Genomic DNA, 14171 nt, shown 5'->3' with positions numbered 1-14171 from the left:
GCGCGCCGCCGAGCGGCGAGCCGCCGAGTCGGTGAGCGGCCGGGTTGGCGCCGGCGGCAGGCGGTCGGTGACGCCGCGGTCAGACCTTGCCTATGCCCAGGGTGGTCTCGGCGGGCAGCAGGCCGGACGACAGCACCGCGACCCAGAAGTCGCCCAGCAGGTCGGCGAGGCGATCGGTCCTCTGTGCGCCCAGCGACTCCCAGGGGCCGGCGGCCAGTTGGTCGGTCTGCTCCTCCACGCGGCGGCGCAGGTCCCGGCCCGCTTCCGTGGCCGTGCCGTCCGCGTCGACCAGTCCTCTCGCCGTCAGACGGTCCCGCGCGGCCGCCCATTGCGCGGGGGTCCAGCCACGGCTCTCGAAGCGCTCCACCGACGCGGCGCCTATGGCGGCGAACGAGACGAGCGACTCCACCGGGTCCAGTCCGGCCAGCAACAGGGCCGCGAGGTGACCGTCGCCGCGGTGCTCGCGCAGGATCGTCGCCGCGTGCCACAGCTGCAGGTGCGGGGGCTCGGGCCAGTCGAGTGCGGCGTTGGCCGCTGCGAGCGGGCGGCCGGCGGTCTGTGCGGACTGTGCCGCGTGCCGGGCGAGGGCCGCCGCCTCCGCCAGCTCGGGGCCGTCCAAGCGGTCGCCGAACATCGCGCGGTAGGTGCGGTCGACCGCTCGTGTTCTGGCTTCGAGCACCGCGGCCGGGCTCGCCGTCCGCCACGCCGGTTCCACGTACTCGGCGACCATGCGCGGACTGAAGCTGTAGAAGGCGGAGGCCACCTGCTCGGGGCCGGCCTGGCCCAACGGGGCGGCCCGGTAGGGGAAGTAGCTCGGCCAGCGCTCCTGCGTGGCGAACCCGAGGGCGGCGGCCTCCTCGAAGGCCTCCGGCGCGTAGTACAGCACCGCGTGCAGCGGCTCCAGCAGGTGCCACATCCGACGCACGCGGGCCGGCTCCACGCCGTCCTCCCGCACGTCCGCACCGGTTCCGCCGATCGCCCTGAGATGTTCCGACACGGCCCGCCTCCCGTCACGTCCTGCCCGAGGCGCGGGACCGCACGCAGCCACCGGCGCCGCACGACCCGCACAACTTGACACTGACAAGATTGCCCGAGGCCCGGAGAACTTGTCAATGACTAGATTCGGCGTAGGCTCCTGCCCATGAGCACCAGCAAGGCATCAGCGGACGGCAGGGGCGCGGCCGGTCGCCGGTACCACCACGGCGATCTGCGCCGGGCCATCCTCGGGGCCGCCCTCGACGTCATCGCGGCTGACGGCCCGGACTCGCTGAGCCTGCGCGACCTCGCCCGCCGCGCAGGCGTCTCGCACGCCGCCCCCGCCCACCACTTCAAGGACCGCGCCGGGCTGCTGACCGCGATCGCCGCCGAAGGGTTCGGGCTGCTCGCCACCGCGCTTGGGGAGGCGGCGGACCTGAAGGAGGCGGGCGTGCGGTACGTACGGTTCGCGCGTGAACATCCGGCGCACTTCCAGGTGATGTTCGCGCCCGGGCTGCTGCGGGCCGGTGATCTGGAGCTGACCACCGCGCGTGCCCTGGCCGGTGACGCCCTGCGCGAGGCCGTCACGGCCGTGCCGCAGCCCAAGCGCGGTGGCGATGCCCGGCTCGCCGGGGTCGCCGCCTGGTCCCTGGCCCACGGCTTCGCGACGCTGCTGCTCGGCCACAACCTGGACGGCCCCGTGGGCGACCGGGACCCGGAGGAGGTGTTCCGGGAGCTGGCGGTGATGCTGTTCCGCGACGCGGACTGAGGATCGGACGGCGATCCCGGCGATCCCGGCGATCCCGACGGTCCCGACGGTCCCGGCGATCCCGGCGATCCCGACGGTCTCGGCGACCCCGGCGGCCGGCACGGCCGGGACACCGGCAGGGAGAGCCTCTTCGCCACGAAACGGTCCGCCAGAGCTCACGCGCCCCGGCAAGCCGCAGCTACCCGACCGGGCCACCGATGACGGCTGTCACGTCGTCGACGCGGTCTCGCCAGGACGCCCGTGGGCCAGGACGCCCGTATCCAGGATGCCCACCGGCCAGGGCGCCCACGGGCCAGGATGCCCACCGGCCAGGACGCCCACCGGCCAGGTTCCCCGGCTCTACTGTTCCGCCCGGTGGTGGTCCGGAGCTCCCCGGACCACCACCGGCGTCGGAAGTCCCAGGACTCCCGTTCCCTCAGGAGCCCAGGACCGACGTCAGGAACTCGCCGACCCACGCCAGGAGTTCGCGCCCCAGCAACGGCTTGCCACCCACCTTGGCCGTCTTCGGCCGCGGTACCAGGACCTGGTGTGCGTTCGGCTTGATGACGGCCCCGGGGTAGAGCCGCTTGAGCCGCAGCTCCTGCGACTCGCGCAACTCCACGGGCGCGAACCGGATGTTGTTGCCCTGGAGCACGATCTCGCCCACGCCGCACGCCCGCGCGAACATCCGCAGCCCGGCCACGAGCAGCAGGTTCTCCACCGGCTCGGGCAGCTTGCCGTAGCGGTCGACGAGTTCCTCGCGGACCGCCTTGACGTCCTCCTCCGAGTTGGCGGAGGCGATGGCGCGGTAGGCCTGGAGGCGCAACCGCTCGCCCGGCGCGTAGTCGTGCGGCACGTGCGCGTCGACGGGCAGCTCGATCTTCACCTCGAGCGGCGGCTCCTCCTCGATCTCGCCGGTCTCCAGCTGGCGCCGGTAGTCCGCGACGGCCTCGCCGACCATCCGCACGTACAGGTCGAAGCCGACGCCCGCGATGTGACCGGACTGCTCGCCGCCGAGCAGGTTGCCCGCGCCGCGGATCTCCAGGTCCTTCATGGCCACGTACATGCCCGCGCCCATCTCCGTGTGCTGGGCGATGGTCGCGAGCCGTTCGTGCGCGGTCTCGGTCAGCGGCTTCTCCGGCGGGTAGAGGAAGTAGGCGTAGCCGCGCTCGCGGCCCCGGCCCACCCGGCCGCGCAGCTGGTGGAGCTGGCTGAGGCCGAAGTTGTCGCCGCGCTCCACGATCAGGGTGTTGGCGTTGGAGATGTCGATGCCGGACTCCACGATCGTCGTGGACACCAGCACGTCGAACTTCTTCTCCCAGAAGTCGACGACGACCTGCTCCAGCGCCTGTTCCGACATCTGGCCGTGGGCCGTCGCGATACGCGCCTCGGGGACGATCTCGCGCAGCCGGGCGGCGGCCCGGTCGATGGACTCGACCCGGTTGTGGATGTAGAAGACCTGGCCCTCGCGCAGCAGCTCGCGGCGGACGGCCGCGCCGATCTGCCTCTCCTCGTAGGGGCCGACGAAGGTGAGCACCGGGTGGCGCTCCTCCGGCGGGGTGGTGATCGTCGACATCTCGCGGATGCCGGTGACCGCCATCTCCAGCGTCCTCGGGATCGGGGTCGCGGACATGGTCAGGACGTCGACGTTCGCGCGGAGCTTCTTCAGCTGCTCCTTGTGCTCGACGCCGAAGCGCTGCTCCTCGTCGACGATGACCAGGCCCAGGTCCTTGAACTTCGTCTCGGACGAGAACAGCCGGTGGGTGCCGATGACGATGTCGACCGAGCCCTCGCGCAGGCCCTCCAGGACCGCCTTGGCCTCGGTGTCGGTCTGGAAGCGGGACAGCGCCTTCACGTTCACCGGGAACTGTGCGTACCGCTCGCTGAACGTGCCGAAGTGCTGCTGCACCAGCAGCGTCGTGGGGACGAGCACGGCGACCTGCTTGCCGTCCTGGACGGCCTTGAAGGCGGCCCGGACCGCGATCTCGGTCTTGCCGTAGCCGACGTCGCCGCAGATCAGGCGGTCCATCGGGATGGACTTCTCCATGTCCTCCTTGACCTCGGCGATGGTGGTGAGCTGGTCGGGCGTCTCCGCGTAGGGGAAGGCGTCCTCCAGCTCGCGCTGCCAGGGGGTGTCCGCCCCGAAGGCGTGCCCGGGGGCGGCCATGCGCGCGCTGTAGAGCTTGATGAGGTCGGCGGCGATCTCCTTGACCGCCTTCTTCGCGCGGGCCTTCGTCTTCGTCCAGTCGGCGCCGCCCAGGCGGTGCAGGGTGGGCGCCTCACCGCCGACGTACTTGGTGATCTGCTCCAGCTGGTCGGTGGGGATGTACAGGCGGTCGCCGGGCTGGCCGCGCTTGGCGGGGGCGTACTCGACGACCAGGTACTCGCGGGTGGCGCCCTGCACGGTGCGCTGGACCATCTCGATGTAGCGGCCGACGCCGTGCTGTTCGTGGACGATGTAGTCGCCCGGCTCCAGGGTGAGCGGGTCGATGGTCTTGCGGCGGCGGGCCGGCATCCGGGCGCCCTCGCGGCCGGACGCCTTCTGGCCGGTCAGGTCGGTCTCGGTGAGGACGGCGAGTCGGAGGACCGGGTCGACGAAGCCGTGGTCGATCGAGCCGCACGACACGTGCACGACCGACGGGGAGATCTCGCCGAGGTCTCCCTCGAGACGGGCGGCGATGCCCTCGCCGCCGAGCACCTCGACCGTGCGGGCGGCGGGGCCGTGGCCCTCGGTGACGAACACCGCGCGCCAGCCGTCGGCGAGCCAGCCCTTGGTGTCGGCCAGGGCCTTGGCGGTGTCGCCCCGGTAGGTCTCCGGTGCGTGCATGCCGAGCTTGAGGGTGTCCCCGTCGAGCTCCTCGTCGGCGGCGAACGGCGACACCGACCACCACATCATGTCCAGCTCGCGGGCCCGGTCCCGGACGTCCGCGATGGACCACAGGGACGCCGCGTCGACGTCGATGGGCGCCTCGCCCCCGCCCGCGGTGGCCGCCCAGGACGCCTGCAGGAACTCCTGCGAGGTGGCGACCAGGTCCGACGCGCGCGTGCGGACCCGCTCCGGGTCGCAGACGACGGCCATGGCGCCCTTGGGCAGCACGTCGAGCAGCAGCTCCATGTCGTCGACGAGGACCGGGGCGAGGGACTCCATGCCCTCCACCGCGATGCCCTCGGCGATCTTGCCGAGCAGTTCGCCCAGCTCGGGGTGCTGTTCGGCCAGGCCCCGGGCCCGTGCGCGGACGTCCTCGGTGAGCAGCAGCTCACGGCAGGGCGGGGCCCACAGTCCGTGCTCGGCGACCTCCAGGGAGCGCTGGTCGGCGACCTTGAAGTAGCGGATCTCCTCGATGTCGTCGCCCCAGAACTCGACGCGCAGGGGGTGTTCCTCGGTGGGCGGGAACACGTCGAGGATGCCGCCGCGCACGGCGAACTCGCCGCGCTTCTCCACCAGCTCCACGCGCGCGTAGGCGGCGGCCGCGAGGGCTTCCACCACCTCGTTCAGATCGGCGCTCCGCCCGGTCTGCAGGGCCACCGGCTCCAGGTCGCCCAGGCCCTTGACCTGCGGCTGGAGCACGGAGCGGACGGGCGCCACGACGACGGAGACCGGGCCGGTCTCGGGGTCGTCCGGGCGCGGGTGGGCCAGGCGGCGCAGCACGGCCAGGCGGCGGCCGACGGTGTCGCTGCGGGGGCTGAGCCGCTCGTGCGGGAGGGTCTCCCAGGACGGGTACTCCACGACGCCCTCGGGGGGCAGCAGGGAGCGCAGGGCGGCGGCCAGGTCCTCCGCCTCGCGGCCCGTCGCCGTGACCGCGAGGACCGGGCGGCCCGTCTCGCGGGCCAGGGCGGCGACCGTGAAGGGGCGGGCGGCAGGGGGGCCGACCAGGTCGACGTGCATGCGGTTGCCGTCGGCGGCAGCCCTGATCGCTTCCGCGAGGGCGGCGTCCTTCGTGACGGCGTCGAGCAGACCGTGCAGGCTCATTCGGGGCTTTTTCCGTCCAGGGGGGTGGGCAACACGACGGGCCCGACACGCACTGCGGGCCGGGGGTCTCCAGCGTACGTCGCTGCGCGGCTCGGCGCCGGGGCCTGTGGATGACGCCCCGGGTGCGGGGTGCCCGGCGTGGCCACCCCGGGCCCGCGGGTCGTGGAAAGCACCCGGCGCCGGGAGGTCCTGTCCTGGACCTCCCGGCGCCGGGTCCCCCGCAACCCCCGTGTGCGGTGGTTCTCGGCGGTGCCCCGCTACTCGGTCGCGATGGCGTTCAGCACGTTCATCCGTCCCGCCCGGAACGCCGGGACCAGGGCCGCGAACAGGCCCACGAACGCCGAGCCGACGAAGACGCCGATGATCGTCGGCCAGGGGATGTCGAGGACCATCAGGCCCTCCAGTTCCAGCAGCTGCTGGGCCGTGGCACCCCAGCCCATGCCCAGTCCGAGGCCCAGCAGGGCGCCGAAGAGGGCGATGACGACCGACTCCATGCGGATCATGCGGCGCAGCTGGCGGCGGGAGAGGCCGATCGCCCGCATGAGGCCGATCTCCCGTGTGCGCTCCACCACCGACAGGGCCAGGGTGTTCACCACGCCCAGGACGGCGACGATGATCGCCAGGGCCAGCAGGCCGTAGATCATGTTGAGCAGCTGGCCGATCTGGTCCTTCAGGGCTTCCTTGTAGTCGGTCTGGTCGCGCACGGTGTACTGCGGGTAGTCGTGCAGCGCGGCCTTGAGGGACGTGTAGGCGGCGTCCTGCTTCCCGTCCTTCGCCGAGGCGAACAGCAGGGTGTCCAGCGGCATCTTGTCGGCGGGGACGTACTTGGCCATCGTCGGGATGGACGTGTACATCGCGCCCGCGTCGATCACGACGTCACTGCTGGTGATCGCCCGGACGGTCAGGTCGGCGGCCCTGCCGCCCTCGAACGCCACCCGCACCTTGGAGCCGAGGGTGATGCGGTGGTCCTTCGCGAACTTCTCGTGGACCGACATCGAGTCGGGCCGGTAGGCGTCGGTGAGCTTGCCGGCGACCGTCTCGGTGCGCAGGTCGGTGGCGTAGGAGGGGTCGGCCGCCGTGATCGCGGTGTCCTTGAGGGTCTTGCCGTCGGGGGTGGTGAAGTCGGCCTGGGTCCACTTGTACTCGGTGACCCGCTCCAGGTCCGCGGAGGACTTGACGGCCTTGACCGCCTGCGGGCTGATCAGCTGACCGCTGTCGGACTGGATGATGAAGTCCGTGCCGACGGTCTTGTCGAGCTGGTCGGTGGCGGAGGCCACCATGGAGGAGCCGACCACGGACAGGCACGCCACCAGGGCGAGGCCGATCATCAGGGCGGCGCCGGTCGCGCCGGTGCGGCGCGGGTTGCGCAGGGCGTTGCGCTCGGCCATGCGGCCGACGGGGCCGAACATCCGCAGCAGGACCGCGCCGAGGACGCGGACCACCGCGCCGGCGAGCAGCGGGCCGATGACGACGAAGCCGATGAGCGACAGCACCACGCCGAGGCCGAGCCACAGCGAGCCGTCGGTGGCCTTGTCGGCGGCCGAGGCCAGGTAGAGGCCGAAGACGCCCGCACCGGTGAGGACGGTGCCGACGATGCCGCGGATCCAGCCGGCCTTGGCGTCGGCCGGGGCTCCCGCGTCGCGCAGGGCGGCCATCGGGGAGATCTTGCCGGCGCGGCGGGCGGGCAGGTAGGCGGCGAGCACGGTGACGATCACGCCGAGCAGGAGACCGACCACGGGGGTCGTCCAGGCCACGGTGAGGTCGTCGGTGGACAGTTCCATGCCCATCTGGCCCATGAGTTTCATCAGCCCGACGGCGAGGCCGACGCCCGCGCCGACGCCGAGCAGCGATCCGACGAGGCCGAGCAGCAGCGCCTCGGCGAGCACGGAGCGGTTGACCTGCTTGCGGGAGGAGCCGATGGCCCGCATCAGGCCGATCTCCCGGGTGCGCTGGGCGACCAGCATGGAGAAGGTGTTGATGATCAGGAAGATGCCGACGAGGAAGGCGATCCCGGCGAAGCCGAGCATCGCGTACTTCATGACGTTCATGAAGCCCTCGACGTCCTTCTGGTTGGCGTCGGCGGTCTCCTTGGCCGTCTTGACCTGGTAGCCGCCGCCGAGTTCGGCCACGACGTTCTTCTTCAGCTGTGCGTCGGCGACGCCGGCGGCCGCGGTGACGTTGACGTTGGTGTAGACGCCGCTCTCGCCGACCAGGGCCTGCTGGGCGGTCTTCGTGTCGAGGTAGAAGATCGCGGCGCCGGGGTTGGTGACGGTGAAGTCGGCGATGCCGGAGATCTTCGCGGTGTGGTTGCCGACCGCGGTGAGCACGCCGATCTCGTCGCCGAGCTTCAGGCCGTGCTTGTCGGCGGTGTCGGCGTCGACCATGATCTGGCCGGCGCCCCGGGGCGCCGCACCGGAGGTGATCTTCATGGTGCGGGCGTCGGTGGCGTTCCAGCTGCCGACGATGGTCGGGCCGCCGCTGGTGGGCGACAGGCTGTCCTTGTCGGCGTCGACGACGGTCACCGAGGTGGAGAACACGGTGCCCTCGGCGGACTTGACGCCCTCGGCCTTGCGGACCTCGCCGAGCACGGAGGCCGGCATGACGGGCGGCTTGCCGTTGTCGGCGGTGGTCTCGCCGCTGTCGGAGGCGCCCTTGGCGCTGACCGTCACGTCGGAGGAGGTGGCCGCGAAGAGCTTGTCGAACGTGGTGGACATGGTGTCCGTGAAGACGAGCGTGCCGCAGACGAAGGCCACCGACAGCAGGACGGCGATCGCCGAGAGCGCCATGCGGCCCTTGTGCGCCACGAAGTTGCGCAGTGAGGTCTTCATGACGGTCATGACGTGCGCCCCCGGGCGTCGAAGTCCTTCATGCGGTCCAGGACGGCCTCGGCCGTGGGCTTGAGCATCTCGTCGACGATGCGGCCGTCGGCGAGGTACAGCACCCGGTCCGCGTAGCTGGCGGCGACCGGGTCGTGGGTGACCATGACGATGGTCTGGCCCAGTTCGTCGACCGAGCGGCGCAGGAAGCCCAGGACCTCGGCGCCGGCGCGCGAGTCGAGGTTGCCGGTCGGCTCGTCACCGAAGATGATCTCGGGCCGGGCGGCGAGGGCCCGCGCCACGGCGACGCGCTGCTGCTGGCCGCCGGAGAGCTGGGTGGGCCGGTGCTTGAGCCGGTCGGACAGGCCGACGGTCTCCACCACCCGCGTCAGCCACTGCTGGTCGGGCTTGCGGCCCGCGATGTCCATGGGCAGCGTGATGTTCTCGAGGGCGTTGAGCGTCGGCAGCAGGTTGAACGCCTGGAAGATGAACCCGATCCGGTCCCGGCGCAGCTGCGTCAGCTTCTTGTCCTTGAGGCCGGTGATCTCGGTCTCGTCGAGGTAGATCTGCCCGCCGGTGACGGTGTCGAGCCCGGCGAGGCAGTGCATGAGCGTGGACTTGCCGGAGCCCGAGGGGCCCATGATCGCGGTGAACTGGCCGCGTGCGATGTCCACGTCGACGTGGTCGAGGGCGACGACCCGGGTCTCACCGGACCCGTACGCCTTCACGACCTGCCGCGCCCGCGCGGCTACGGCCGTACGCCCTCCAGTACCCCCGTGCCTGGGAATGGTCACAGCCGAAGTCACGGTATGTCTCCTATGTCGGTCAGCAGTTGGTGAAGGCGGGTCGCCGGGCCGGTGGCCGCTGGTGCGGTGCCGGACCGGGCGGTCCGTCGAACGTGTTCCAAGTCTCGTGGTGGGGAGGGGTCGTGCGCCCTGGTGTCCAGCGCAGTCTTTTGCTGAGGAAAACCCCACCCCCGCCGGTGTGCCCACCGCCCCCCGGCGGCGTAAAGCCAGGTTAAGGACGAGGTCCTCCCCCTCTCGTCCTCCGCCGGTACGAACCCTCCCCAGGTCGTAGTACGGAGGTACCCCTAGGGGCAGTCCACCGTGGGGTGGAGGCCGTCTCAGGGTCGGCTCCGCCCGTCGGCCCACTCAGCCTCCACCCTCCCGCGACGTCAGGGTCAAGTGGGAAGCTGTCCGGCGGCAGATAGGTGCAAGGGGCAGGCAGAACCGAGGGGGAGGACCCGGGGTGGGGAGCACGAGTTCCGCGGCGCGTGAGACGGCGGCGCCCGTGGCCAACCGGCGCAGGTCGGCCGTCGTGGCGGCCCTGATGCTGTCGATGGCGCTGGCGGCGCTCGACGCGACCGTGGTGTCCACCGCCGTCCCGCAGATCGTCGGTGACCTCGGTGGGTTCTCCGTCTTCTCCTGGCTGTTCTCCGGCTATCTGCTGGCGGTGACCGTCACCCTGCCCGTCTACGGCAGGCTCTCCGACACCTTCGGCCGCAAGCCCGTGCTCGTGGTCGGCTCGGTGCTGTTCCTGCTGGGGTCCCTGCTGTGCGCGCTGGCCTGGAACATGGGGGCGCTCATCGCCTTCCGCGTCGTGCAGGGCCTGGGCGGCGGCGCGCTGCAGGGGACCGTGCAGACCCTCGCCGCCGACCTGTATCCGCTGAAGGACCGTCCGAAGATCCAGTCGAAGCTGTCGACGGTGTGGGCGGTGTCCGCGGTCGCCGGCCCGGGCCTGGGCGGGGTGCTCGCCGCGTACGCGGACTGGCGGTGGATCTTCCTGGTCAACCTGCCGGTCGGCGCGGTCGCGCTGTGGCTGATCGTGCGTCACCTGCACGAGCCGGAGCGGGAGGCGGTCGCCCGCGGGCGGGTGGACTGGGCGGGCGCGCTGGCGGTGTTCGCCTGCGGCGGGGTGCTGCTGACGGCACTGGTGCAGGGCGGGGTGGCGTGGCCGTGGCTGTCGGCGCCCTCGCTCGGCCTGTTCGGCACCGGACTCGCCCTGGCCGCCGTCGTGGTGCTGGTGGAGCGCCGCGCCGCGGATCCGATCATCCCGGGGTGGGTGTGGCGGCGCCGGACGATCGCCGCGGTCAACCTGGCCCTGGGCGCGCTGGGCCTGCTGATGGTCGCACCGACGGTGTTCCTGCCCACGTACGCCCAGTCGGTGCTGGGCCTGGCGCCGGTCGCGGCCGGGTTCGTGCTGTCGGTGTGGACGCTGAGCTGGCCGGTGTCGGCCGCGCTGAGCCAGCACGTGTACCGGCGGATCGGCTTCCGCAACACCGCGATGCTGGGCATCGGCACCGCCGCCGTGATCCTGTTCGCGTTCCCGTTCCTGCCCTACCCCGGGCAGGCGTGGCAGCCCACCGTGCTGATGCTGCTGCTCGGGGCGGCGCTGGGCCTGTTCCAGCTGCCGCTCATCGTCGGGGTGCAGTCGACGGTGGGCTGGGCCGAGCGCGGTACGACGACCGCCTCGGTGCTGTTCTGCCGTCAGACGGGCCAGACGATCGGCGCGGCGGTCTTCGGCGCGGTGGCCAACGGGGTGCTGGCCGCCCGGCTCGGCGGTTCGGGCGACCTCGACTCGGTGACCCGGGCGCTGGACGCGGGCGCGGCGCCCGAGGCGACCCGGCGGGCCATCGCCGACGCGGTGCACGCCGTCTACCTGGGTGCGGCGGGAGCAGCGGCGCTGGCGTTCCTGGTGCTGCTGTTCCTGGCGCCCCGGAAATTCCCGGTGCTGGGGGACTGACCCTCCCTACGCTCACGGCCATGGTGACCCTGGAACCGCTGCGGGCGGATCACGCGGACGCGCTGCTGGCCTTCGAGCGGGAGAACCGGGCGTACTTCGCCCGCACGGTCCCGGACCGCGGCGCCGCCTACTTCACCCCCGAGGGCTTCGCCGCACGGCACCGGGCGCTCCTGGCCGAACAGCGCGCCGGCGTCTGCCGCTTCCACGTCGTCCTCACGGAGCGGGGGGACGTCGTCGGGCGCGTGAACCTGGTCGACCTGGTCGACGGCGGCGCCGAACTCGGCTACCGCGTGGGCGAGCGGGTGGCGGGCCGCGGGGTGGCGACGGCGGCGGTCGCCCAGGTGTGCCGGCTGGCCGCCGCCGGCTACGGGCTCCGCACCCTCACGGCGCTGACGCGCTGTGACAACGTCGGGTCCCGGACCGTCCTGGAACGCAACAGTTTCCTCAGCGTGGGGCACGCACCGGTCGACGGCAGGGCCGGACTCCGTTACGAGCGGCGGGACTTGGGCGCGGTGGCGCCACCGACGCCCCGCTGAGCGGGTTAACGCGGGTAACACCCGAGGTCACGAAGGCAAGCGCGTACCGACCAATCAGTTTGTCCAAACCCTCGCGCTGCCCCGGTACTCCGCAGTAACGTGCGGGGCCGCCCGCCCCCCACCTCCCTGCCGTCCAGCGGACCCGACCCTCGCAAGGAGCCCCGGGATGTCCTACGATCCCCCTCCCTACCCGCCGTACCCACCGCCCGACTCCTCTCCCTCCTACGACACCTACCCCTGGGTGCCGCAGCAGGAGCCCGAGCCGGCCGGGCGGCGCACCCGGCGCCACGCCCCGCTCGGGCAGCACAGCGACCTGAGGCTCCTGCGCAGCGCCTACCGCTGGCAGCGGCGCGTGGCCACACTGACCGCGCTGGGCTACTTCGTGCTGTTCCTGCTCCTGTCGGCGTTCGCCCCGTCGTTCATGACGGGCACCGTCACCGACGGCCTGCCCACCGGCCTGCTCCTGGCACTCGTGCAGGTGCCCGTGACCTGGCTGGCCATCGCCCTGTACGAGCGGACCGCCCGGCGTCGCGTCGACCCGATCGCGGACCGGATCCGCAAGCAGACCGCGCTCGACGCCAAGCGGCAGGGGGCGCTGTGACCACCGACTTCAGCGGCAACGCCCAGGCCATGTCCCTGGTCGGCTTCTCCGCCGTCGCCACGATCACGCTGCTGCTGTGCGTGATGACCGGCCCGGACCGGGACGACCTCGACGAGTTCTACACCGGCTACAGCTCCCTGTCCCCCATGCGCAACGGCCTCGCGATCGCCGGCGACTACATCTCCGCCGCGACCGTCCTCGGCACCGGCGGCGTCATCGCCCTGTTCGGCTACGACGGGACCGTACTGGCCCTCAGTACGGCCTTGTCGCTGATGCTGCTGATGTTCCTGCTGGCCGAACCGCTGCGCAACGCGGGCCGGTTCACCATGGGCGACGCGCTGACCCGGCGGATGCCCGGACGCGGCGTGCGGATCGCGGCCTGCGCGGTGACCCTGGCGGCCCTGCTGCCGCTGATGCTGGTCCAACTCGCCGGCACCGGGCAGCTGATGGCGTTCATCCTCGGCTTCTCGGGCGAAACGCTGCAGACCGGCTGCATCATCGGCGTCGGCGCCCTGATGATCAGCTACGCGGCGATCGGCGGCATGAAGGGCACCGCCCTCATCCAGATCCTGAAGATCGTGATGCTGCTCGGCTCCGGCATGGTCGTCGCCGTGCTGATCCTCAACAAGTTCGACTGGGACCCCGGGGCGCTGTTCGGCGCCGCCGCCGCGGGCAGCGGGGTGGGCTCGGCGTTCCTCACCTCCGGACTGCAGTTCGCCGGCGGCCCCCACCCCGACCTCGACATGATCACCGCGCAGCTCACCGTGGTCCTGGGCGGTGGTGTCCTGCCGCACGTCACCATGCGCATGTACACCGCCTCCAGCGCGCGGCAGGTGCGCCGTTCGATGTCCTGGGCGGTGTCCGGGGTGGCGCTGTTCGTGCTCGTCATCACGGTGATCGGCTTCGGTGCGACCGCCCTGGTCGGACGGGCGGTGATCGCCAAGGTCGACCCGCAGGGCAACACGGCGTTCCTGCTGGGCGCGCAGGCCGCGTTCGGCGCGGAGGTGTCCTCGGCGGAGACGTTCCTGTTCACGACCGTCACCACCGCCGTCTTCCTGACGCTGCTCGCCTCCGTCGCCGGCATGATCCTGGCCTGCGCCAACTCCCTGGCGCACGACGTGTTCGCGGCCCGCGTGCAGGAGATGTCGCCCCGCCGCGAGATGACCCTGGCCCGGCTGTCCGCCCTGGCCGTGGGCATCCCCGCGATCGCGTTGGCCACCCAGGTCCAGCACCGCAGCCTCCAGCCGCTGGTGACCCTGTCGTTCTGCCTGGGCGCCTCGGCCATCGCGCCCGCGCTGGTCTACAGCCTGTTCTGGCGGCGCTTCACGCGAACGGGCCTGCTGAGCACCCTCATCGGCGGTTCGTCGGCGGTGCTGCTGCTGATGCCGGGCACCAACCTGGTCTCCGGCTCGCCCGTGTCGGCCTTCCCCGAGGCCGACTTCAACTGGTTCCCGTTCACCACCACCGGGCTGCTCTCCATCCCCCTGGGCTTCGCCTGCGGCTGGCTCGGCACACTGGCCTCCGGCCACCGCAAGTCGGAGGAGCAGCGCCACCAGTACGAAGCGGTCGAGGGCCTGATCCTGGCGGGCGCGGGACGCAAGGACGACTGACCGACACGGCACGGTGCGGCACGGCAGCCCCGACGGACTGCCGTGCCGCACCGCCTTCACCTGGCGCCGGACGCTGGGCGCTGGGCGCCGGACGCTGGGCACTGGGCACTGGGCGCTGGGCGCCGGGCGGCGGGCGCTGGGCGCCGGGCGGCGGGCGCTGGGCGCCGGACGCT

9 protein-coding genes are annotated in these 14171 nt (G+C 72.2%); 5 read left to right on the top strand and 4 right to left on the bottom strand.

The annotated features are described in order from the left end of the window. Positions 1 to 79: 79 nt before the first annotated feature. Entirely contained in the window at positions 80 to 916 is an 837-nt protein-coding gene (locus ACZ4M5_RS23575; protein ID WP_467739880.1) for an SCO6745 family protein, read from the bottom strand. Between the two features lie 225 nt (positions 917 to 1141). Between ACZ4M5_RS23575 and ACZ4M5_RS23570 the strand changes: the two genes are divergently transcribed. Then, positions 1142 to 1744: a TetR/AcrR family transcriptional regulator gene (locus tag ACZ4M5_RS23570; protein ID WP_467739801.1), complete on the top strand. Its 603-nt coding sequence runs from the start codon at positions 1142 to 1144 to the stop codon at positions 1742 to 1744. Positions 1745 to 2159: 415 nt separating this feature from the next. On the opposite strand, the gene mfd is transcribed toward ACZ4M5_RS23570, so the two are convergent. The 3 genes from mfd to ACZ4M5_RS23555 all read right to left on the bottom strand — a co-directional run bounded on the left by mfd (position 2160) and on the right by ACZ4M5_RS23555 (position 9315). After that, entirely contained in the window at positions 2160 to 5693 is a 3534-nt protein-coding gene (mfd, locus tag ACZ4M5_RS23565; RefSeq protein ID WP_467739800.1) for a transcription-repair coupling factor, read from the bottom strand. 257 nt (positions 5694 to 5950) lie between these two features. Continuing rightward, on the bottom strand, positions 5951 to 8530 hold the full coding sequence (locus ACZ4M5_RS23560; RefSeq protein WP_467739799.1) for an ABC transporter permease: 2580 nt from the start codon (positions 8528 to 8530) through the stop codon (positions 5951 to 5953). Further along, complete coding sequence (locus ACZ4M5_RS23555; protein WP_467739798.1) at positions 8527 to 9315, bottom strand: ABC transporter ATP-binding protein; 789 nt, start codon at positions 9313 to 9315, stop codon at positions 8527 to 8529. The genes ACZ4M5_RS23560 and ACZ4M5_RS23555 overlap by 4 nt, the downstream gene beginning before the upstream one ends. 442 nt (positions 9316 to 9757) lie before the next feature. Here ACZ4M5_RS23555 and ACZ4M5_RS23550 point away from each other — a divergent pair, with 442 nt between their 5' ends. The 4 genes from ACZ4M5_RS23550 to ACZ4M5_RS23535 all read left to right on the top strand — a co-directional run bounded on the left by ACZ4M5_RS23550 (position 9758) and on the right by ACZ4M5_RS23535 (position 13998). Continuing rightward, on the top strand, positions 9758 to 11251 hold the full coding sequence (locus ACZ4M5_RS23550; protein WP_467739797.1) for an MFS transporter: 1494 nt from the start codon (positions 9758 to 9760) through the stop codon (positions 11249 to 11251). Between the two features lie 20 nt (positions 11252 to 11271). After that, positions 11272 to 11787, top strand: a complete 516-nt coding sequence (locus ACZ4M5_RS23545; protein ID WP_467739796.1) for a GNAT family N-acetyltransferase — start codon at positions 11272 to 11274, stop codon at positions 11785 to 11787. Positions 11788 to 11953: 166 nt separating this feature from the next. Further along, the gene (locus ACZ4M5_RS23540; RefSeq protein ID WP_398111101.1) at positions 11954 to 12388 is read left to right on the top strand and encodes a DUF485 domain-containing protein; all 435 of its coding nucleotides are present in this window, start codon (positions 11954 to 11956) and stop codon (positions 12386 to 12388) included. Then, positions 12385 to 13998, top strand: a complete 1614-nt coding sequence (locus ACZ4M5_RS23535; protein WP_467739795.1) for a sodium/solute symporter — start codon at positions 12385 to 12387, stop codon at positions 13996 to 13998. Before ACZ4M5_RS23540 ends, ACZ4M5_RS23535 begins: the two co-directional genes overlap by 4 nt. Positions 13999 to 14171: the final 173 nt, after the last annotated feature.

It is taken from the genome of Streptomyces sp. NPDC026246 (genome assembly GCF_055567995.1).
The sequence above is the reverse complement of the archived record's forward strand: the minus strand, read 5'-3'. Positions and strand labels throughout refer to the sequence as shown.